This window comes from Agrobacterium albertimagni AOL15, assembly GCF_000300855.1.
GTDB lineage: Bacteria > Pseudomonadota > Alphaproteobacteria > Rhizobiales > Rhizobiaceae > Allorhizobium > Allorhizobium albertimagni.
This window is the reverse complement of sequence record NZ_ALJF01000016.1, coordinates 1-21,628: the sequence shown is the minus strand read 5'-3', so window position 1 is coordinate 21,628 and position 21,628 is coordinate 1. Positions and strand designations below refer to the sequence as shown.

15 protein-coding genes are annotated in these 21,628 nt (G+C 60.5%); 6 read left to right on the top strand and 9 right to left on the bottom strand.

Annotated features, from left to right (window positions below):
* Positions 1-37: 37 nt before the first annotated feature.
* Complete coding sequence (locus QWE_RS19430) at positions 38-1,054, bottom strand: ABC transporter substrate-binding protein (RefSeq protein WP_006727883.1); 1,017 nt, start codon at positions 1,052-1,054, stop codon at positions 38-40.
* A gap of 258 nt (positions 1,055-1,312) precedes the next feature.
* On the opposite strand from QWE_RS19430, the gene QWE_RS19425 reads away from it, so the two are divergent.
* From QWE_RS19425 to QWE_RS19415, 3 genes are all read left to right on the top strand, one after another.
* The gene (locus QWE_RS19425) at positions 1,313-2,557 is read left to right on the top strand and encodes a GAF domain-containing sensor histidine kinase (protein WP_040300735.1); all 1,245 of its coding nucleotides are present in this window, start codon (positions 1,313-1,315) and stop codon (positions 2,555-2,557) included.
* A complete protein-coding gene (locus QWE_RS19420; protein ID WP_006727881.1) occupies positions 2,554-3,276 on the top strand; it encodes a response regulator transcription factor in 723 nt (240 codons plus the stop codon). Before QWE_RS19425 ends, QWE_RS19420 begins: the two co-directional genes overlap by 4 nt.
* Positions 3,277-3,339: 63 nt before the next feature.
* Positions 3,340-3,894 carry a regulatory protein RecX gene (locus QWE_RS19415; protein ID WP_006727880.1) on the top strand — a complete coding sequence of 185 codons (555 nt, stop codon included), beginning with the start codon at positions 3,340-3,342 and terminating at the stop codon, positions 3,892-3,894.
* 24 nt (positions 3,895-3,918) lie between these two features.
* On the opposite strand, the gene QWE_RS19410 is transcribed toward QWE_RS19415, so the two are convergent.
* The 8 genes from QWE_RS19410 to QWE_RS19375 all read right to left on the bottom strand — a co-directional run bounded on the left by QWE_RS19410 (position 3,919) and on the right by QWE_RS19375 (position 11,825).
* Complete coding sequence (locus QWE_RS19410) at positions 3,919-4,971, bottom strand: ornithine cyclodeaminase (protein WP_006727879.1); 1,053 nt, start codon at positions 4,969-4,971, stop codon at positions 3,919-3,921.
* Positions 4,972-5,164: 193 nt separating this feature from the next.
* Positions 5,165-6,445 carry a TRAP transporter large permease gene (locus tag QWE_RS19405; protein WP_006727878.1) on the bottom strand — a complete coding sequence of 427 codons (1,281 nt, stop codon included), beginning with the start codon at positions 6,443-6,445 and terminating at the stop codon, positions 5,165-5,167.
* Positions 6,445-6,972 carry a TRAP transporter small permease gene (locus QWE_RS19400; protein ID WP_006727877.1) on the bottom strand — a complete coding sequence of 176 codons (528 nt, stop codon included), beginning with the start codon at positions 6,970-6,972 and terminating at the stop codon, positions 6,445-6,447. Before QWE_RS19400 ends, QWE_RS19405 begins: the two co-directional genes overlap by 1 nt.
* Before the next feature lie 66 nt (positions 6,973-7,038).
* Complete coding sequence (locus tag QWE_RS19395) at positions 7,039-8,013, bottom strand: TRAP transporter substrate-binding protein (RefSeq protein ID WP_006727876.1); 975 nt, start codon at positions 8,011-8,013, stop codon at positions 7,039-7,041.
* Between the two features lie 62 nt (positions 8,014-8,075).
* On the bottom strand, positions 8,076-8,954 hold the full coding sequence (locus tag QWE_RS19390; RefSeq protein WP_006727875.1) for an amidohydrolase family protein: 879 nt from the start codon (positions 8,952-8,954) through the stop codon (positions 8,076-8,078).
* The gene (locus QWE_RS19385; protein WP_006727874.1) at positions 8,951-10,090 is read right to left on the bottom strand and encodes a mandelate racemase/muconate lactonizing enzyme family protein; all 1,140 of its coding nucleotides are present in this window, start codon (positions 10,088-10,090) and stop codon (positions 8,951-8,953) included. The genes QWE_RS19390 and QWE_RS19385 overlap by 4 nt, the downstream gene beginning before the upstream one ends.
* A 16-nt stretch (positions 10,091-10,106) precedes the next feature.
* Positions 10,107-11,012 carry a 5-dehydro-4-deoxyglucarate dehydratase gene (kdgD, locus tag QWE_RS19380; protein ID WP_006727873.1) on the bottom strand — a complete coding sequence of 302 codons (906 nt, stop codon included), beginning with the start codon at positions 11,010-11,012 and terminating at the stop codon, positions 10,107-10,109.
* Positions 11,013-11,081: 69 nt separating this feature from the next.
* On the bottom strand, positions 11,082-11,825 hold the full coding sequence (locus QWE_RS19375; RefSeq protein ID WP_006727872.1) for a FadR/GntR family transcriptional regulator: 744 nt from the start codon (positions 11,823-11,825) through the stop codon (positions 11,082-11,084).
* Between the two features lie 146 nt (positions 11,826-11,971).
* Between QWE_RS19375 and QWE_RS19370 the strand changes: the two genes are divergently transcribed.
* The 3 genes from QWE_RS19370 to QWE_RS24515 all read left to right on the top strand — a co-directional run.
* Complete coding sequence (locus QWE_RS19370; protein WP_006727871.1) at positions 11,972-12,769, top strand: NAD-dependent epimerase/dehydratase family protein; 798 nt, start codon at positions 11,972-11,974, stop codon at positions 12,767-12,769.
* A 324-nt stretch (positions 12,770-13,093) separates the two neighbouring features.
* On the top strand, positions 13,094-20,536 hold the full coding sequence (locus QWE_RS19365) for a T1SS-143 repeat domain-containing protein (RefSeq protein WP_006727869.1): 7,443 nt from the start codon (positions 13,094-13,096) through the stop codon (positions 20,534-20,536).
* Positions 20,537-20,767: 231 nt separating this feature from the next.
* Positions 20,768-21,628, top strand: an 861-nt coding sequence (locus QWE_RS24515) for a type I secretion C-terminal target domain-containing protein (protein WP_167539706.1), incomplete at its 3' end; no start/stop codon positions are given.

The window sequence follows — 21,628 nt, the reverse complement described above, 5'->3', positions numbered from 1 at the left end:
CCCGAAGGCCGGACGGTTCGGGGAGGTTTCCGGTCGGTTACATCGCAGAGCCGATGACCTTCTGGGCGTCTTCGAGCGAATACTCGACATTGGCGACGCCGCCGGCCTGGGTGTTGGCCAGGTTGGCTTCCAGGTTGTCCTGGTCGATGCGCAGGAAGGGAACGACGAGGTCTTTCTTGACTTCCTTGCCGTCGAGGATCTGCTGGGCGACCCAGAAGGCAAGCGTGGAAACGCCGGGCGCAATCGAGACCGACATGGTCTCATACTGGTTGGCGTCCTTCTGTTCCTTCCACCATTTCAGCTCGTCCTCGCGGTTGCCCATGACGATGACGGGCATCGGACGGTTGGCGGCAGCGATCGCCTGGGCCGCACCATAACCGTCACCGCCCTGGGTCACGACGCCGACGATTTCCGGCAGGCTCGGCAGGATGCCGGCGACGGCCTTCTGCGCGACGTCCTGCGCCCAGTCGCCATGCACGGAGCCGACGATCTTGAACTGCGGGAACTGCTCGACACCTGCATGAATGCCGGCCGAGATCTCGTCGTCGACGAAGACGCCGGCAAGGCCACGGATCTCGAGCAGGTTGCCGCCCTGCGGCAGCTTGCCGGAGAGATATTCGACCTGGCTGCGGCCCATTTCCTTGAAGTCGACGGCGATGCGCCAGGCGCAGGGTTCGGTCACGATGCCGTCGAAGGAGACGACGGTGATGCCGGCGTCACAGGCTTCCTTGACCGCACCGTTGAGTGCCGTCGGCGAGGCAGCGTTGATGACGATAGCGTCATAGCCCTGCAGGATCATGTTCTGGATCTGGGCTGCCTGTTCGGTCGCCTGGTTTTCAGCGGTGGTGAAGGCGTCGGCTGCTGCGACCTGTCCGGCCTTCACAGCTTCACCGGTCACTTTTTCCCAGCTGGTCAGCATGGCCTGACGCCAGGAATTGCCGGCATAGTTGTTCGAAAGGGCGATCTTCTTGCCCGAAGTGTCGGCCAATGCCGGCATGGATGTGGCGAGAAGGCACAGTGCCGCGCTCGCCAGAAGGGGTCTGCTGGTCTTCATGATCTCACTCCCTGTTGTCCGGCGCGCGTGTCGCCGGTTTCCTCCAAACAGCCGGTTATGTCCCGGTCTGAACTCCCCGCCGAGTTCCTCATCTCGGCAGGATCAGGATGGAGCGAACAGCGACGCCTGTACAGGTTCGGGACGGCAGGACGTTTGCGGGAATTACGCAAAGTCCTGCGGGATCCCGCAGGGCGACCACCCTATCGAGATGTGTTATGAAGGAGATGCGGCCGTGGGAGTGGTCGCGGGGAGGACATGATGCTCAAGATCGCGCCGTCAGCGCTGCTCGATCACTATCTCGGCATATCCAGGCTCCTGGCCGGTCAGCTCGATTTCCGCTCGGCCATCAAGGCCGTGGGCATGGAGGTATCGCATATCGTTCCCCATGACCACCTCGATGTCTGCATCACCATGGTCAACGGGCTCTATCACACCGCTTACGAGACCGGCCTCGACACCTTCTGGGGCCAGACGACGCCCGCACCGGTTGCCAGCAGCCCGATCCGCACCCTGCTCTGGGGCGAGATAGACTTCCTTCTGACGGCAGATGCACAGCTGGAAACCCGCTACCACGTCGATACGCCCTTTACCCGTCCGATCTTCGAGCACAACCTGCGCAGCCGCATCCATGTGCCGCTGAAGGTGGGCGGCGAAGTTATCGGCGCGCTGAGCTGCTCCTCGCATCAGGTGGATTTCTACTCGTCACAGGATGTCGAAAACGCCCAGTCGATCGCCGACCTCCTATCCCCCTATTTCTTTGCCCTTCGAGCCGCTGAACAGGCCAAGCAGTCGGCCATCATCGAGGCCGAGGCGCGCGCTCGCGAGGAAGGCTTGCGACTGGGGGCCCTCAACCTCACCGAGGCGCTCGAAAGCGAGCGGCAACGCATCGGCATGGACCTGCACGACCAGACGCTTGCCGACCTGACGCGCCTGTCGCGCCGGGTCGACAGGATGATGCAGGAGAAGGACCTGAGTGGAGAGATGCTTGAGCCCGTAGCCCGCAGTCTGCAGCAATGCATGCAGAATTTGCGTGAGATCATCGAGGAGGCGAAACCGGCTGTCTTGCAGCTTTTCGGCTTTGCCCATGCGATCGAGAACCATCTCGATCGGGCCGTTCGAGATCAGGGGGCATCTTTGTCCTGGCGTCTGGTGGACGACAGCGACGGTGTCATCGATCTCCTGGATCAGACGGTTCGGATCGCGTTGTTTCGGATCACGCAGGAGGCCATCAACAATGCGGTTCGCCATGCGCAGGCCAGCGATCTTGAGGTCCGTCTGCGAGCGAGCAACTGCGCTGTTGTCGTCGAAGTCGCCGATGATGGACGCGGCCTGTCACGTGGCGGCCGAGGCGAGGGCGGAGGCATCGACAACATGATGACGCGGGCGCGGCTGATCTCGGCCAAGTTCACCATTGGCGCAAACCGGGAGGGCGAGGGGACGACTGTCCGGGTGCAACTGCCTCTCCCCTTGCAGGCAATGGCAGCAAAGGGAGATGATGCATGAAGGTTCTGATCGTGGAGGATGATCCCCTGCATCGCTCCTATCTCTTGGAAGCGGTCTGTTCAGCACTGCCGGAATGCCGCGATGTGCTCGAGGCAGAAAACGGCGCCGATGGCGAGAAGATGGCCCGTGAGCACAAGTCCGCCCATATCGTGATGGACCTGCAGATGAACGCCCGCAATGGCATCGAGGCAGCGCGTACCATTTGGAAGGAACGACCCGATACCCGCATCCTCTTCTGGTCGAACTATTCCGACGAGGCCTATGTGCGTGGCGTCTCCCGCATTGTGCCGGACGGCGCGGCTTATGGCTACGTCCTGAAATCAGCCTCCGATGAGCGGTTGAAACTCGCGCTGCGCAGTATCTTCGTCGAGGCGCAATGCGTCATCGATCGCGAAGTGCGTGGCATGCAGCAGAAGAGCCTCGGACAGGTGAGGGGCTTCAGCGACAGCGAATACGAGATCCTCGTCGACATCGCGCTCGGATTGACGGACCGCACCATCGCCCGCCGACGGGGCCTGTCGATCCGCAGCGTCCAGAACCGGCTGCAGCAGCTTTACGAAAAACTCGGCGTCTACCAGATGTCGGTCGAAGACAGCGACGAAGGACGCTTCAACCTGAGGGCTAGGGCCGTGACGGTCGCGCTTCTGCGCAAGCTGTTGAACTACAGCGCCCTCGAGCGCGCCGAGGCGGAACTGAACGACTGGCTCCGATCCCATTGACCGGGCCACAGCTGCAGATGCAGATGCAGATGCAGATGCAGATGCAGCTGGAAGACGGAAAAGATGGATGATCCGTCGCAAGCCTCCGATCAGCCCACGCCTCGCATGCTGGCCTGGGCGAAGAATTCCGCCGCCTACCGGCTCGCGAAACGCATGATGACCGAGCGCGAGCTTTCCGACGCGATCAAGCGCAAGGCGCGCAGCAAATTCGAGGATATCAGCGAGGGTCAGGTCAATGCGCTAGCGGAGGCCGCTCTTGCCTTCGGCCGCAGCATGAAGGCGCTCGACGACCAGAACTATGCCGAGATCCGGGCGAATTCGGCGGCACGCAGCGGTCGATCCAAGCGTGTGATTGCCCGCAAGCTCGCGGAGAAGGGTGTCGACCGCAGTATTGTGGAGGCCGTCCTCGTCGACGCGGACGATCTTCGCTCGGCTGTCGTCTATGCTCGAAAGAAAGCCTTTGGCCCCTTTCGTCGCCCGGATGTCGAGGCAGATGAAGCGCGTTGGAGCAAGGAGATCGCCTCTTTCGCGCGCCAGGGCTTCAGCTTCGATCTCGCCAAACGCGTGCTCGATATGGAGCGGGAGGAAGCCGAGGAGATCCTGTCGGCTCCGGCCTGACTCCTGCCGGCGCACGGTCCTTCTTTAGTCCTTTGCCCGCTGAAGCATGCCGAAAAGGTCTCGCGGATCGTCCGGATCGGCGATCAGGTCTACCGGCTGGAAGTAGCTCGTGCCGCGGACGCGCTCGCGCACATAGCGCAATGCCGAAAAATCCTCGATCGCAAAGCCGACGCTGTCGAAGAGGGTGATCTGCTTGTCGTTCTTGCGACCTTCGACCTGACCAGTGACCACCTGCCAGAGCTCGGTGACGGGATAGTCCGGATCCATCTGCTGGATCTCTCCCTCGATCCGCGTTTGCGGCGGATATTCGACGAAGGTGTCAGCACGGGAGAGGATGTCGCGATGCAGCTCGGTCTTGCCGGGGCAGTCGCCGCCGATTGCGTTGATGTGCACGCCAGCGCCGACCATGTTGTCCGTCAGGATGGTCGCGTATTGCTTGTCGGCTGTGCAGGTGGTGATGATCTGGGCGCCTTCGATCGCCGACTGTGACGTTGCGCAGGCCGTGACATTAAGACCGGAGCCCTCGAGATTGCGCTGTGTCTTTTCCGCCGCCTTGGCGTCGATGTCGAAGAGCCTGACATGGGTGATGCCGAGCACGGCCTTCATCGCAAGCGCCTGGAATTCTGCCTGGGCGCCGTTCCCGATCATCGCCATGGTCGTTGCGGTCTTGGGGGCGAGGTGTCGGGCTGCCATGGCCGATGTCGCGGCCGTGCGAAGGGCTGTCAGCAGGGTCATTTCGGTGAGCAGAACCGGATAGCCTGTCGACACATCGGCCAATAGTCCGAAGGCGGTCACAGTCTGCAGACCCTCCGCCATGTTCTTCGGATGGCCGTTCACGTATTTGAACGAATAGATCTCCCCATCCGACGTCGGCATCAGCTCGATGACGCCCTCGCGGGAATGCGACGCGACGCGCGGGGTCTTGTCGAACAACTCCCAACGCTTGAAATCGGCTTCGATCACGTCGGTGAGTTCGGTGAGCACGCGCTCGATCCCGATGTGATGCACGAGCCGCATCATGTTTTCGACGCTGACGAAGGGGACGAGGGCTTTGTCCGAAGGGGCTGGCACTGTCATGATCCACCGATTGAGAACGAAGATGGGATCAGTCTAGCCTTGGCACCGCTCTGCCGAAACGGCGATAAACTGTCATTTTGCGTGGTTCACTTGCCAAAATGTCAGCGCTGAATGTGCACTATGTCGCTCAAGCCGGAAAAAGGCAGGGGCCGAGGCCCCTGCACAAAACCCTCCGAAAGCGAGGGCGGGAGGATCACTTGAACTGCGCTGGCAGCCAGAGCGAGATCTCGGGAATGAAGGTCACCAACAAAAGAACCATCACGCAGGCGCCGAAGAATGGCCAGATTGTCTGCATCGCTTCCCGGATCGTGATCTTGCCCACGGCACAGCCGACGAAGAGCACGGTGCCGACCGGCGGCGTGATCAGCCCGATCCCGGCGTTCAGGATCATGATGACACCGAAATGCACGGGATCGATGCCGAAGGCCTGGACGATCGGCAGGAAGACCGGTGTGGTGATGATGATCAATGGCGCCATGTCCATGAAAGTGCCGAGCAGCAGGAGGACCACGGTGATCAGCAGCAGGACGACCATCGGGTTGTCCGAGATCGACTTGACCACCTGGATGAGGGTGACCTGCACCTGCAGAAAAGACATGAGCCATGCAAAGGCAGCGGCCATGCCGATGACGAGCAGCACCAGTGACGTGGTTTTCACCGCACCGAGGATCGCCTCGACAAAGCCGCTCCAGTTCAGCTCACGATAGACGAGAACCGCGACGAGGAAGGCATAGATGACGGCGATGCAGGAGCTTTCGGTCGCCGTGAAGACGCCGGAGCGCACGCCGCCGAAGATGATGGCGATCAGCAGCAGACCGGGCAAAGCGGCGAAGAAGAACACCAGCAGTTTCGAAAATCCGGGAAAGGGTTCGGCCGGATAACCGCGTCTGCGGGCAACGACATAGGCAGTGACCATCAGGGCGATGGTCAGCAGCATTCCGGGAATGATGCCCGCGGTGAAGAGATCCGCAACCGAAACCGTTCCTCCCGCCGAGATCGAGTACAGGATCATGTTGTGCGATGGCGGGATCATCAGGGCGATCAGGGCGGAACTGATCGTCACGTTGACGGCGTAACCGCGGTCGTAGCCGCGAGCCGCCATCTGAGGCACCATCAGGCCGCCGATCGCTGACGCATCGGCAACCGCCGAGCCCGAAATTCCGCCGAACAGCGTCGAGGAGACGATGTTCACCTGACCCAGCCCGCCGCGCATATGGCCGACGAAGCCGGAGGCGAAGCGAATGAGACGGAAGGCGATGCCGCCGCGCACCATCAGGTCGCCAGCGAAGATGAAGAAGGGGATCGCCATCATGGCGAAGACGTTCATCCCCGAATTCAGCTGCTGGAAGATCACGATCGGCGGGATGCCGATATAGAGGACCGTCGCCAGGGAAGCGATCCCGAGGCAAAAAGCGATGGGCATGCCGAGGAGCATGAGAAAGGCGAAGGTACCGAAGAGGATCGTATAGGCCATCACACCACCTCGGTCTGGGCGACATCGTCCGCCGCCGGGATAGGAGTACCTATGAACGTGTCGGCGAAGCGTTCGAGCGCGAAGATGGAGATCATCGCGCCACCGACGATGAGCGGAATGAAGTCTATGCCACCCGGCCACCCGAGCACGGGGATCCGGGCTGTCCAGGTGCCCATGGCCAGCAGCGTGCCATAGTAGGACATGGCGCCGCCAAACAGGCAGATCAGGCCTAGGCTGACGAGATCCATCAGGCGCTGGATGCTAGGCGCCATGTTGTGGCGAACGATGTCGAGCCCGAGATGCACGCTTTCGCGCACGCCGACGGCCGCACCCAAGAGGATGAACCAGGACATCAGCTGCAGCGACAGGGGTTCGGACCAGCTCGGTGTGTTATTGAGCACGTAACGGCCGAAAACCTGCCAGCCGATGATGATGGTCATCAGGACCACGCCGAGGCCGGCCAGATAAAGGCAGGCGAAGCTCAGCCAGCTGAGGCCAGGCCTGATGGCCCGCATGAAACGCGACATGGATCCCTCCGAAATCCAGGATAAGAAAAAACCGGCCGCATCGAGGATGCGGCCGGTCCGTGGTGCTTACTTGACGGCGCGAACGCGCTCCACCAGCTCTTTCATCTTGGGATCCGTGACGAACTTGTCGTAGACCGGCTGCATGGCAGCGGCGAACTCTTCCTTGTTGGGGGTGATCACGTTCACGCCGGATGCGCGGATCTTCTCTTCCGACGCCTTTTCGCGTGCCTGCCACAGTTCACGCATCTTGCCGACGGATTCCTTGGCGGCCTCCCGGATGATCGTCTGATCTTCCGGCGTCAGCTTGTCCCAGGTGATCTTGGAGATCGCCAGGATTTCCGGCGTCAGCGAATGATCGGTCAGCGTGTAGTTCTTGGCCACTTCGAAGTGACGCGAGGATTCGTAAGAAGGCCAATTGTTTTCGGCCGCGTCGACGACGCCGGTTTCCAGCGACGAATAGACTTCACCGAAGGGCATCGGTGTCGGGTTGGCGCCGAAGGCTTCCATCATCGCGATCCAGAGGTCTGACTGCTGGACGCGGACCTTCATGCCCTTGAGGTCGGCAAGGCTGTTGATCGGCTTGTTGGTCGAATAGAAGGAGCGCGCACCGGAATCGTAGAAGGCAAGGCCGATCAGGCCGTGCGGTTCGAAGGCGGTCAGCACTTCATCGCCGATTTCGCCATCGACCACCTTGTGCATGTGTTCGGTGTCACGGAACAGGAAGGGCAGGCCGAAGACGACCGTTTCCGGTACGAGGTTGTTGAACGGCGCGCTGTTGACGCGGTTCATATCGATCACGCCGAAGCGCGTCTGCTCGATCGTGTCCTTTTCGGAGCCAAGTGCTGCGTTGTTCATCACCTGAATGGCGATGCGGCCGTTGGTGCGTTCCTTGACCAGTTCGCCCATGAACTTGACGGCGTCGACCGTCGGATAGCCATCGGGATGAATGTCGGCGGAACGCAGCGTGATTTCCTGGGCGAAGGCGGTGCCTGCACCAAGGGTGAGCCCCATCGCGAGGCTGAGCATTGCGGCAGTCTTCATTGGTCTTCCTCCTCTTGTGATTGAGCCGCCGAAACCTCCCGTTTCGACGGATTGCAGTTCGGCTACCTGTCTCCAGCAGGTGGAATGCCGAAAAGTCTTTGCGGATTGTCCACGAGTGCGAGACGGCGGGCGGCCTCGTCGGGCAACCAGCCAAGCACGGTGTCGGCAAGAGCGGCATCATCTGGATAGTCCGCCTGCGCCCGTGCCAGATTGTGCGGCCAGTTCGAGCCCCAGACGATCCGCTCCGGAGCATGAGCCGCCATCGATCGGGCAACGGCAGCCACATCCTCGAAATCCGGTCCACCCGTCTTCGAAGACTCGTAGGCGCCGGCAAACTTGAACCAGCAGCGGCCCCCGTCGATCAGTCTTTTTGTGGCCTTGACCTGAGGGCTGTCGGGCGTCACCCCGCAGAAGAACTTGCCATGGTGATCGAGAACCCAGCGGGATTTCAGCTTCGAGAGCCGCTCCTCATAGTCGAGGATGTCGCTGCCATCGAACTGGATGGCGATCATCCAGTCGCGGCTCGCGGCAATCGCATCCACTTCTTCAAGCTTGGTCAGATTGGCCGCACCGCCCGGCAGGTTCATGATCCGCGCGCCGCGCACCCTCGCAGCCGACAAACGATCGAGCTCGGCTTCGCTGGTGCTGGCATCGACCGCTGCGATGCCCCAGGCGATGTCTCCGAACCATTCAAGGCAGGCGACGAGATTGGAATTGTCCAGCTGATGCGCCATGCCCTGCGTGACGATGACGCGATCGATTCCGATCCAATCCATGAACTGGCGATATTGTTCGGGTGTCGGCAGATCACCGGCGGGCAGGCCAGGCCCACCGGGCAGAGCCGGATAGCCGGGCAGATAGGCATGCATCTGCGTGTCGATCGCGCCCTTGGGCAGAGTGATGGACGGCTTGGCGCCGGAAAGGGTGCGGATCAGGCTCATGCCTCGTCCTTCATCTTGAATTCCTGCAGGGCGTCGCGGTTGATCTCGATGCCAAGCCCGGGAGCATTGGGGATGGTGACGATGCCGTTCTCATGCTCGATCGGCGTCTGGATGACGGCCTGGCGGAAGGGGTTGTCGGTACGGTCGAATTCGAGGATCGGCTCGATCGGGTTGACACGCACCGGATCCGGCACCATCGCCGCGATGAACTGCAGAGCGGCCGCGATATGGACGGCCGTCCCCCAGACATGTGGTACGACCCGCACACCGTGCAATGCCGCGAGATCGGCGACGCGTTTCGCCTCGGTGAAGCCGCCAACACCGGCAAGATCCGGCTGGACGATGTCGATTGCGCGGGTCTCGATCGGTTCCTTCATGCCCCAGCGGCTTTGCCAGGTTTCGCCGCCGGCGACCGGGATCGGCTGCCTGGCTCGCACTTCGCGATAGGCGGCGAGCTGTTCGGGGACGACGGGTTCCTCGAACCAGTCGAGACCATACTCTGCAGCCCGGCGGCCGAATTCGACGGCCTCCAGAACACCATAGCCATGATTGCCATCGGCCATCAGGCGCATCTCGGAGCCGGCTGCTTCGCGTGCAGCCCGGATGACCCGCAGATCCTCCTCGATCCCGAAACCGACCTTGATCTTGGAGGCGTGAAAGCCTTGGGAGCGATAGAGCGCGATGTCCCTCGCATTGTCCTCGACCCGATCAACGCCGTCGCGCTTGAAGCTTCCGGTCGCATAGGCCTTCACACTCTCGCGGAAGCGTCCTCCGAGCAGCGTGGACACCGACGCGCCGAAATGTTTGCCCTTGATATCCCAGAGCGCGATATCGATGCCGGAAAGCGCGGTGAGCGTCAGGCCGCGCTGGCCCTGGTCGCGAAGGGCGTTGTAGAGCACCGCCCAGATCTTCTCGGTTTCCAGCGGGTTCATGCCGATCAGCCAGTTGCGATAGGCCGAAACCACGGCTGCGTTCGGCCGGGCCGGGCCGAGGCATTCGCCCCAGCCCGTCAGACCGTTGTCGCAGACGATCTCGACCAGCACATGGGCCCGCCGATCAAAGCGCATCGAAGCGCTCTGGAACGGAACGGCGAGCCTGTGCTCGAGAAGATGGGTGCGAACCTCTGCGATCTTCATCTGGGGCGTCCTTTGCTCAGCGCTTCCACGGCGCGATAAGCTTGGCCATCATCTCTTCTTCTTCCGCTGTCAGGTCATCGAGGGGAGGCCGCACCTTGCCGGCGGCAAAGCCCTGCAAACGCACGCCGGCCTTCACGGCCGATACCGCATAGCCCTTGCGTCGGCTGCGGATCGCCATGAAAGGATAGAAGAAGTCCTTGAGGATCGTCTCGCAACGCTCACGTTCACCGGCGCGCAACGCCTTGTAGAACTCGACAGCCAGACCGGGCACGAAGTTAAACACGGCGGACGAATAGGTCGTGAAGCCAGCCCCGAGATAGGCTTCGGCGAAGAGTTCAGCCGTCGGCATGCCGCCCAGATAGGTGAGGCGATCCCCCATGGTCGCCGTGATCTGGCGCACAAGTCCGATGTCGCCGGTGCCGTCCTTGAAGCCGATCAGGTTCGGGCATTCGTCGCACAGGCGCTGCAGCGTTTCGACGCCCAGAACCGAATTGTCCCGGTTATAGACCATGACACCGATGCCGACGGATTGGCAGATGCGCTTGACGTGCTGGTACATGCCCTCTTGTGGCGCGTCGATCAGGTAATGCGGCAACAGCAGGATGCCATCAGCACCGACCTTTTCGACAGATCGCGCGATCTCGATGGCGATCTCGGTGCCGTATCCGCAGCCCGAGACGATCGCCGTTTTGCCGGCCGCCTCCTTGGCAGCCGCAACAACGCGCGGAACTTCCGATGGCGTCAGCGAAAAGAACTCTCCGGTGCCGCCAGCTGCAAACAGCACAGGCGCATCGAAGCCGGATAGCCACGCCACATGCTCTGAATAGCTGTCGGATTTAAAATTCCCTGCGTCATCGAAATGCGTGACAGGAAAGGAGAGCAAGCCTGCGCCGAGCGCGGCCTTGATGTCTTGCGGCGTCATGGTCGAATGTCCTCTCTTTGCCTCCTCCGGCAAAGTTGTCGTACATATCCGAGACGCCTATGTCAAATGTTATCGTACAGGTTGGCGCTGCTCGCGCAAAAGGGCGCGGTAGCGCGCCTGACTGCCGCGCAAATGTCGGCGCATCGAGTCGCGCGCGGCCTCTTCATCGCCCTGGGAAATCGCCTCGACAATGTCTGCGTGTTCGGCATCGATGAGGTGCAGATAAGCGGACTGGTCTTCCTCGCTGTCTTCATCGCGCAAGGCGGCCCGCGGGATGACATTCTTGCCGATCATTGCCAGAAATTCACGAAAACGGGGATTGTTGGTCGCTTCGGCGATGGCGAGATGCAGGGCGAAATCGGCTTCCGTCGTCGACTGCCCCGCCTCAAGACAGGCGCGGATAGCGTAGTGCCGTTCAAGTATGACTTCTTCCTGGGCGGGGGAGCGTCGCAATGCGGCGAGGCCTGCAGCCTCTACTTCCACTGCCGTTCTGAGCTCCAGGAGTTCAATCATCGACGAAACGCGCGCCGGATCCACATTGCCGATCAGCAGCGGCGCGGGAGTCGGCTCCTGAGGGGTGAGGACGAAGACGCCAGCGCCCTGTCGGGCCTCCACAAGGCGGTCGGCGCGCAGTGAAGCGATCGCTTCGCGCACGACGGTTCGGGAGACGCCGTGGGCTTCGGACAACTGCGCCTCGCTCGGCAGCTTGCTGCCGGGCGGGAACTGGCCGGCGCCGATCGCCTTGCGCAACGTGTCGCCGAGTTTCTCCACAAGGGTTCCGGAGCCCGCTTCGCTTCGTGCCTGCAATGCCATACGTGTTTCCCCGCCCCTCTGTGCCTGCGCATATCATCATCCATGCGTCGGGCTTTGTCAGCCTGTTGCTCGTAAGGTTTACGATATTGACCGGGTCAGCGCAACCTGTATGATAAGTTGAGGTGTGACATCATGGAGGACTGCGCGTGAAGAGGCTTTTGCTGACGGGGGCTGCCGGCGGGCTGGGCAGCGCAATGCGCGGGCGCTTGAAGGGGCTTGCGGAGATCGTCAGGGTCTCGGATATCGTAGATCTCGGGCAGGTCGCTGAGCATGAGGAGGCAATGGTTTGCGATCTTGGCGATCGGGCGGCCGTCGACAGGCTCGTTGAAGGCTGTGACGCCATCATTCATCTTGGTGGCATCTCGGTTGAAGACAAGTTCTCCAAGATCATGAATGCCAATCTGCTCGGTCTCTACAATCTCTATGAAGCCGCGCGCGCGAATGGCATGCCGCGCATTCTGTTTGCCAGCTCCAACCATACGATCGGCTTCTATCGCCAGGACGAGTATCTCGACCACGAGATGCCCATGCGCCCGGATGGGCTTTACGGCGTGTCCAAATGCTTCGGCGAGGCGCTCGCCCGCATGTATTTCGAAAAGTTCGGCCAGGAGACGGCTCTGGTGCGCATCGGCAGTTGCATGGAGAAGCCGAAGAACCACCGCATGCTCTCAACCTGGATGAGCTATGACGACTTCCTGTCGATGATCGAATGCATCTTCCGCGTCCCGCGCCTCGGTTGCCCTGTCATCTGGGGCTGCTCGAACAATGACACGCGCTGGTGGGACAATTCCCATGTCTCCTATCTCGGCTGGCAGCCCAAGGACAATGCCGAGCGCTTCCGCGCCGAAATCGATGCGGCTGTCGAGAGGCCGAAGCCGGGCGATGCGATTGCAATCTACCAGGGTGGCCCTTTCGTCGAAGACCCGATCTTCGCGGAAGACTGACCTCATCACTCCGTTTCTTCAAATGGCCGGACACTCGACGAGTGTCCGGCTATCGCTTGTTTTCGGGGGGTGGCATAGTTGCTGCTTCAAGTGGACGCAGTAATAAGAAGTGCAATCGGTGGATGCCATTTCGGCCGCCAACCCCCAATCGTTAAAATTTGAGTAAACTGCAGAAATAAAAGGATTTTTCGGCCCGAAATTAACTTCTTTTTCAATAATGGTCGCTCCAAGCATAACCCGTTATGTATTCAGGGTTAAGAAACCGTTGCACTTGCCCCGGCATCGGGATTTAACTGCGATCAACTTGTTAAGGGGTGAGTTACCATGTCCATCGAAGATCCGCGCCTGTCCATGATCGACAATACTTCCGCAGCCGACGAGTTCGACTCTGCGGTCGAGCAGCATCTGGGTTTCGCAAGCGAGACCGTAGAGGGAATTGAAGTGGCTCAGGCGGAAACGCCCGACGCCGGTCGCACCGATCGCCTGCCGGCTCAGCAGCCGGTTAACGTCGCCGCTGCGGTGATCCCGAGCGAAGTAACGCCGAACGCCGAAAACATCGTGACCCTGCCCGCCGGCATCGAGCTCGACAATCTCGAGTTTCAGGTGGACGGAGAAAATCTGGTCCTCGTCCTGGCGGATGGCACCGAGATCACGGTGATCGGCGGCGCCGCCAACATCCCGACCTTTTTGATCGGCGATGTCGAGCTGCCGCAGGTCGCGCTCTTTGCTGCCCTCGAAGAGAGTAACATCAACGTCGCGGCCGGTCCCGACGGCACCTTCTCGGCCCTGTCGTCGCCTGAGGCGAGCCGCAACTTCGTCGACAACGAGATCGACGCCGGTCCGGAAGACTTTGCTCTGGCGGATCTGCTGGGCGATACCAGCTTCGGCGACGAGGTCAATTCTGCTGTCATTTTTGGCGGTAACGGCCGTCCGTCCATTACGACGCCGCTGACAGAGTCATTCATCTATGACGAGGTCGTCCTCGCTGACGGCGTTGCCGGCAATCAGATTATCAGTGGCCGTCTTCCCTTTAATGCGGGCCCGGACTTCGGCACCATCACCCGCGTCGATTTCACCGGCGCCAGCAATGTCGACGAGGAGGGGCTCGGCCCACAGGTTCTCGCTGGCTTCACATCCGGCGGTCGTCCGATCACTGTCGTCAGCTTCACCGCTCCGACCGACGGTGCCGTGCTTGACTTCGTAGCAGTTGAAGGCCGTGACTCCGAAGGCAATCTGGTCTTCACGCTCACAATCACCAACCGCGTCACCGGCGACTTTACCTTCGAACTCGTCGGGCAGCTCGACCACCCGGATGCCGGCCAGAACGGCTCGCAGGATGATCTCGATGACCTTCTGCGCCTTGGCTTCACCTACACGGTCACCGACCGCGACGGCGACAGCGTCACGGGTTCGTTCAACATCGACGTCATGGACGATGCGCCGGAAATCATTGCAGGGGCCCAGCCGATCAGCATCACGGTCGACGAAGACGATATCGATACCCCGACGTCTCAAGGTACCGCGCCCAATGACGGCAACGTTCCGGACGGCTCCTACACGGGTACGCCGGGCGTCAACAATGGTGGCCCTGCCAACGCGACTTCTACCGGAAGTCTTGCCGGTCTGGTCAATGTCGGTGCGGACAAAAACCTCAGCTTCTCGCTGATCTCGATCGATGCTGCGCGCACCTATCTCGAGGGTCTCGGTCTTAAGTCCAATGGACTGCCGCTTGGCTTCGATCTGAGCCAGGACGGCACGATCATCGGCTTCGTCAACAGCCAGGCTCCGGGCCAGGCTGTACCGGGCGAGGAATACAACGTCGGTGCCGATCGTCTCGTTTTCGAGTTCAAGCTGAACCCGAATGGTACGTTCTCCTTCTCGCTGCATGACCAGATAGACCATGCCCCGGGCGCAGGTCAGAATACCCTGACGATCGATTTCGGTTCGGTTCTCCAGGCCAATGACGGCGATGGCGATAGCGTCACGCTCACCGGCCTGGTGAATGTCAACGTCACCGACGACGTGCCAGTTATTGCGACTGGTGCAAAGCCAATCACCATCACGGTCGATGAAGACGACATCGATACGTCGACATCCAAGGGCAATGCGCCGAACGACGGCAACAATCCGGACGGTTCCTATACCGGCACACCGGGTGTAAACACTGGCGGACCGGCCAATGCGACCTCGACGGGCAGTCTCCTCAGCCTGGTCAAGGTCGGCGCGGACGAAAACGTCAGCTTCTCGCTGATCTCCATCGCCGATGCGCGGACCTATCTTGAGGGTCTTGGTCTGAAGTCCAACGGCCTGCCGCTCGGTTTCGACTTGAGCGCAAACGGTACGATCATCGGCTTCGTCAACAGCCAGGCTCCTGGGCAGGCGAGCCCGGGCCAGGAATACAATGTAGGCGACGACCGTCTGGTGTTCGAGTTCAAGCTGAACCCGAACGGTACCTTCACATTCTCGCTATCGGACCAACTGGACCATGCTCTTGGCAACGGCGAGAACACGCTGACGATCGATTTTGGCTCGGTGCTGCAGGCAACCGACAATGACGGCGACAGCGTCGCATTGACGGGCCTGGTAAAGGTCAATGTGACTGACGACGTTCCGGTCATCGCCCCCAATGCGACGCCGATCACCATCAAGGTCGACGAAGACGATATCGACACGGCAACTTCGCTCGGAAACGCGCCGAATGACGGCAATAATCCGGACGGTTCCTTCACCGGTACGCCGGGTGTCGATACGCGAGGTCCTGCGAACGCGACCTCTACTGTCAGCCTGTCGAGCCTCGTCAAGGTCGGTGCCGATGAAAGCGTCAGCTTCTCGCTGATCAATCAGGCCGCCATGCGGACCTATCTGGAAAGCCTCAAGCTGACGTCCAACGGCGCTCAGATTGGCTACGACCTGCGCACCGACGGCACGATCATCGCCTTCGTCAACGCTCCGGGCGGTCAGGTCCCAGGCCAGACCTTTGACAATGGCGACCGCCTTGTCTTCGAGTTCAAGCTGAACCCGAACGGCACCTTCACCTTCTCCCTTTCCGACCAGCTGGATCACCCGGCTGGCAACGGCCAGAACACGCTGACGATCGACTTCGGCTCTGTGCTTCAGGCAACCGACAATGACGGCGACAGCATCAAGCTGACCGGCCTCGTCAAGGTAGACGTGACCGACGACGTTCCCGTCATCGCCCCCAATGCGACGCCGATCACCATCAAGGTCGATGAAGACGATATCGATACAGCCACCTCGCTGGGCACCTCGCCGAACGACGGCAATGTCCTTGATGGCTCCTACACCGGTACGCCTTCCGCTAACACGGCTGGTCCTGCGAATGCGACCTCGACGGGCAACCTGTCGAGCCTCGTCAAGGTCGGTGCCGACGAAAACGTCAGCTTCTCGCTGATCTCCACGGCCGCCATGCGGACCTATCTGGAAAGCCTCAAGCTGACGTCCAACGGCGCTCAGATTGGCTACGACCTGCGCACCGACGGCACGATCATCGCCTTCGTCAATGCTCCGGGCGGTCAGGTCCCAGGCCAGACCTTTGACAATGGCGACCGCCTCGTATTCGAGTTCAAGCTGAACCCGAACGGCACCTTCACCTTCTCCCTTTCCGACCAGCTGGATCACCCGGCTGGCAACGGCCAGAACACGCTGACGATCGACTTCGGTGCCGTTCTTCAGGCAACCGACAATGACGGCGACAGCGTCAAGCTGACCGGCCTCGTCAAGGTCGATGTGACCGACGATGTCCCGGAACTGAGCGGCAAGACTGAAGCCCGCACGGTCGACGAAGACGACATCAAGACGAGCCAGTCGACGGGCACGAGCCCGGCTGATGGTAACGGCGACGGATCTTACACCGGTGGCCCGAACCAAGGCGGCAATGGTCCGGCATTTATCGACGGTTCGCTGGCCTATCTGGTCAAGGGTGGCGCTGACGATACGGTCAAGTTCGAGTTCATCAGTGAAGCAGCCTTGCGTCTGTCCTTGGAGGGTCTTGGGCTGAGCTCGAAGGGTGAAGTCCTGAGCTACGATCTTCAGGGCAATGTGCTCTGGGGCTTTGCCAATGTTGGCGCGCCGGGGGTGAGCTATGACCCGAATCTGGGCGATCGCCCGGTCTTCAAGCTGACCCTCAACACGAATGGTTCCTACACCTTCGAATTGATCGATCAGCTGGATCACGTGAAGCCAGCCGCCGGCGGCTCAGACGAGAATTTTGCGCTTAAGCCTGGTGTCCTGGCAATCGATTTCGGCACTGTCATCAAGGTGACGGACTTCGACGGTGACAGCATCACGCTCGGTAAAACCTTCTCGATCGCGATCAAGGACGACGTTCCGGAACTGACCGGCAAGACGGAAGCCCGCACGGTCGATGAAGACGACATCCGGACCAGCCAGTCCTTGGGCACGAGCCCGGCCGACTACGATGCCGACGGTTCATGGACAGGTGGTCCGGGTCAGGGCGGCAATGGCGGCGCCTTCATCGACGGGTCATTGGCTTACCTGGTCAAGGGTGGTGCCGACGATGCCGTCAAGTTCTCCTTCTCTGACGATGCGGCCTCGGTTCTCCAGGGACTCGGCCTGAAGTCGAAGGGCGAATTGCTGAGCTACGAGGTCAAGGGCAATGTTCTTTATGCCTATGACAACAAGGATGGCGCAGCCGGCTATGGCGCAAACGATCGCGTCGTTTTCAAACTGACCCTGAACGCGAACGGTGCCTACTCCTTCGAGCTGATCGACCAGCTTGATCACGTGAAGCCTGATGCAGGCGCTGATGAGAACTTCCCGCTGCAGCCGTCCGGTCTGTTGGCGATCAATTTCGGATCGGTAATCGAGGCCAAGGATTTCGACGGCGACAGCATCAAGCTGGGAAGTGCCTTCTCGATCGAAGTTCGCGACGACGTTCCGGTACACACGGGCGAGGTGGAGAAGATCTCGCTCGACGCGCCGCAACTGGTCGAAACGACCGTCGGCAAGGTCGCAAACTTCGTTCTCGTCCTGGACACGTCCGGCAGTGTCACTGTCGCGGACATCAAGGCCCAGGTGACTGGGTTCTTGAACTCGCTGGCGAACTCAGACGCAGAAGACGTGCGGGTGCATATCGTGCGGTTTGCGGGTGACGCAGCACCCGTCGGTACCTTCGACCTCATCCAGGACGGAGCGATCGTCGGCTCACAGCTGAACGCTGCCCTGACGGCAATCGGCCAGTTGCCGGGCGGCGGCGCAACCAACTACGAGGCAGGTCTGCAGCAGGCCCTGCAGTGGATCGAGGGCGTTCCGTCACAGACGATCAGCGTCGACCGGACGATTACCTCCTTCGACGCCAATACCAATGGCGGTAACGGGCAGGGCAACAACGATACGGCTTACATCATTGGCAACGGCACGACCCAGATCGCGCTGGTCTCCGGTTGGCGTGATCCGGGCACGGCGACCGGCCAACTCGAGAGCGTGGTGGGCAACACCAATAACGGTTGGGGCGTGATCGACGGCGATGTCGACAGCGGCGAAATCCTTCGCTTCGATTTTGGCGCCTTCAACGATTTCGATGGTGCCAATGGCGCTTATGCGAATGTGGGCAATTTCTCTGGCGTGGCAGTTACAAGTGCCCAATTTACCTTGGACGACAACCGTTGGGGCGGCTCTACGAACTTCGGCTACACGGTCTATTTCGTTGGCGGTGGTACTCAAGCCGCTGTCATAAATGTCAACAACGATAATACGCCGCTGACCATCACCGGAACGGGTCCGAACCTCGGGAAACAGATCGCCTACATCGAATTCACTATTCCGTCAGGTAACGGCTATGGCGATGTCGATCTGCAGTCTGTCGTCACCGCACCGATTGCCCCCGGAACACTTGAAAATGCGGATGTCAATCAGCTGATCTTCCTTTCGGACGGCCAGCCGAACGCGACACAATCTGGAAGCACCAACGCTACCAACGCTCTGCAGGCGATCATCGACGAGATCACCAAGATCGAAAGCGACTCCGATGGAGCCGGCCGTGATCAGAAGTTCACCATCGAAGCCTATGGTGTTAGGGCAAATGAGGCCGGGCTCGGCAATCTCGCTCAGGTGGAAGGCCCGGGCGGCGGTTCGACCAATGTGACCTCCGATAGGAACCTGACCAGCGCCATGAAGGATGTCCTAGACAGCCTCGTCGAGACGACGGTCACGGGTCAATCTGTCTCCGCGACCTTCGACGTCAATGATCTTGTTGCGGTCGGCGCCGACGACGACATCACCTTCAGCCTAGGAACGAACACGTCCGGCCTGCCGCAGCAGCTCGGTGGCATCAATCTGATCTACTCGTTCGAGGCCGGCTTGCTGGTTGCGAAGTCTGGCGGAGCCACGGTCTTCACCTTGGCTCTGTCCACAGACGGCAAGGGCACCTTCACGCTTTACAAGCCGCTTGGCCAGGCCGATGTGAACATCGACTTCTCGTCGATCGTCCAGGCGACGGACTTCGATGGCGACTCGATCGCCTTGGCAACGGGCAAGTTCGTCGTGACCGTGGTTGCGCCGAATGTTGCACCGGAGACCCAGGACGTTGCCACCACCGGCAACGAAGACACGGTGATCCCTGTTCAGCTGTCAGGCTCGGATGCAAACGGTACCGTTGCCGGCTTCGTCATCAAGACGCTGCCCGGAAATGGTGGGCTCTTCAAGGATGCTGCGGCGACGGAAGCCGTCGCCATCGGCGATACCGTATCGGGGCCTGTCTACTTCAAGCCGAATGCCGACTACAACGGCCCAGCCTCCTTCACCTTCGCGGCGAAGGACAATCAGGGCCTTGAAGATGCGACGCCGGCCACGGCTTCGATCACCGTCACTCCGGTGAACGATGCGCCGACGACGGACAACCGATCGGCCACTGGAGATGAGGACACGACGATCACGGTCAACCTGGCAGGTGCCGGTGCTGACATTGACGGCACGGTTGTCGGCTACGTGATCAAGTCGCTGCCGCAGAACGGTACGCTGTACCTGAACTCGAACGGCACCAACGCAGTCGTCATCGGTCAGACGGTCACCGGTTCGATCTACTTCAAGCCCAATGCCGACTACAACGGCCCGGCTTCCTTCACCTTCGCGGCGAAGGATAACCTCGGCCTTGAAGATGCGACACCTGCCACGGCTTCTATCACCGTCAACCCGGTGAACGATGCGCCGACGACGGACAATCGTTCGGCGTCGGGCAACGAAGACACGACGATCACGGTCAACCTGGCAGGTGCCGGTGCTGACATTGACGGCACGGTTGTCGGCTACGTGATCAAGTCGCTGCCGCAGAACGGTACGCTGTACCTGGACTCGAACGGCACCAACGCAGTCGTCATCGGTCAGACGGTCACCGGTTCGGTCTACTTCAAGCCCAATGCCGACTACAACGGCCCGGCTTCCTTCACCTTCGCGGCGAAGGATAACCTCGGCCTTGAAGATGCGACACCTGCCACGGCTTCTATCACCGTCAACCCGGTGAATGACGTGATAACTGTAACCGGATCTAATCCGGTCAATATGGCGAACTACGACAAGATCATCTATTCCAATACAAGCTTCAATCCGCAGGGCAACAACGCATCTGAAGTGAGCAACTTCTCTGTCGCCAACCACAAGATTGCGGTGACTCTGAACTCTGGACAAAATCAGCAGTCATTGACTAGCGGCTCCTTTGTTTCCATCACAACTGCAAACTCGGACATTTCAAGTTCGCAGAAGATCATTGAGATTATGACGGGAACGAGTTAGCCCAACTCGAGTAACGGCGGCACTGTCGAGCAGCGGATCGCCGAAGCGATCGACGACATACCCTCAGGTTATTATACTGTGATCGTATATACCTCCGACAACACAAGCACAGCTTCTGCTGGCGTTTACACGATGTATGTGCCGAGCAACGTATCAGGATGGAGCGACCTTGGTACAGGGGATTTCCAGCTTGAGCATATTTTGACGATCGCAGGCGTAGGCTACGGCAAATTGACGGCTTCTAACTTCGTGGCCGCCGCCGACCCGATCATCCTCGATCTCGACAAGAACGGCTTCGACCTGTCATCCATCGGCGCGGGCGTCATGTTCGACATCAATGCCGATGGTCACAAGGATCAGATGGGTTGGACGTCGAAGGACGGGATCCTCGCACTCGATCTCGACGGCAACGGCCTGATCGACAACGGCTCGGAGATCTTCACGCCTGATTTCAATGGGGGCCAGTTCGCAAGCGGTGTGGCGGCTCTCGCCTCGCTCGATACCAATGGCGATGGCAAGATCGATGCAAGCGACGATGCCTTCTCCAAGCTGAAGATCTGGGTTGATGCCAACAACAACGGCATCAGCGACGAGGGCGAGCTGTCGAGCCTCTTCGACAACGGTGTCACCAGCATCTCGCTCACCACCGACAACACCGGTGGTCAGGAAGATGGTCAGACGGTCTTCTCGACGGGCACCTTCACCTTCGCGGATGGCTCGACGGGCGACTTCATGGAAGTCGGCTTCGATACGATCTTCGGATCGGATGCGGATCCGCTGACGGTCATGGGAACGGATGGCGATGACATCCTGCATGGCGGCATGGGCCAGGTGGTGATGACCGGCGGTGTCGGCAACGACACCTTCGTGTTTGACGGAACGGCGCTTGACGAGCTCGATGTGGCAGATGTCATCACCGACTTCAACGGTGACGGCGACGTGCTCGACGTCACGGCCCTGCTCGACAGCCTGCTCGGTGAACAGGCCTCTGCTGAAACCGCAGCCTCGCATCTGCGGGCAACGGTCGAGGACGGCAACACCACGGTCAGCGTCCAGACGGGTGCCGACACCTGGAAGGACGTCGTGGTCCTG

What these genes read in the sequence shown, in the direction of transcription:
- QWE_RS19430 (WP_006727883.1), bottom strand. Translation starts at nt 1,054, where the DNA reads ATGAAGACCAGCAGACCCCTTCTGGCGAGCGCGGCACTGTGCCTTCTC.
- QWE_RS19425 (WP_040300735.1), top strand. Translation starts at nt 1,313, where the DNA reads ATGCTCAAGATCGCGCCGTCAGCGCTGCTCGATCACTATCTCGGCATA.
- QWE_RS19420 (WP_006727881.1), top strand. Translation starts at nt 2,554, where the DNA reads ATGAAGGTTCTGATCGTGGAGGATGATCCCCTGCATCGCTCCTATCTC.
- QWE_RS19415 (WP_006727880.1), top strand. Translation starts at nt 3,340, where the DNA reads ATGGATGATCCGTCGCAAGCCTCCGATCAGCCCACGCCTCGCATGCTG.
- QWE_RS19410 (WP_006727879.1), bottom strand. Translation starts at nt 4,971, where the DNA reads ATGACAGTGCCAGCCCCTTCGGACAAAGCCCTCGTCCCCTTCGTCAGC.
- QWE_RS19405 (WP_006727878.1), bottom strand. Translation starts at nt 6,445, where the DNA reads ATGGCCTATACGATCCTCTTCGGTACCTTCGCCTTTCTCATGCTCCTC.
- QWE_RS19400 (WP_006727877.1), bottom strand. Translation starts at nt 6,972, where the DNA reads ATGTCGCGTTTCATGCGGGCCATCAGGCCTGGCCTCAGCTGGCTGAGC.
- QWE_RS19395 (WP_006727876.1), bottom strand. Translation starts at nt 8,013, where the DNA reads ATGAAGACTGCCGCAATGCTCAGCCTCGCGATGGGGCTCACCCTTGGT.
- QWE_RS19390 (WP_006727875.1), bottom strand. Translation starts at nt 8,954, where the DNA reads ATGAGCCTGATCCGCACCCTTTCCGGCGCCAAGCCGTCCATCACTCTG.
- QWE_RS19385 (WP_006727874.1), bottom strand. Translation starts at nt 10,090, where the DNA reads ATGAAGATCGCAGAGGTTCGCACCCATCTTCTCGAGCACAGGCTCGCC.
- kdgD (WP_006727873.1), bottom strand. Translation starts at nt 11,012, where the DNA reads ATGACGCCGCAAGACATCAAGGCCGCGCTCGGCGCAGGCTTGCTCTCC.
- QWE_RS19375 (WP_006727872.1), bottom strand. Translation starts at nt 11,825, where the DNA reads ATGGCATTGCAGGCACGAAGCGAAGCGGGCTCCGGAACCCTTGTGGAG.
- QWE_RS19365 (WP_006727869.1), top strand. Translation starts at nt 13,094, where the DNA reads ATGTCCATCGAAGATCCGCGCCTGTCCATGATCGACAATACTTCCGCA.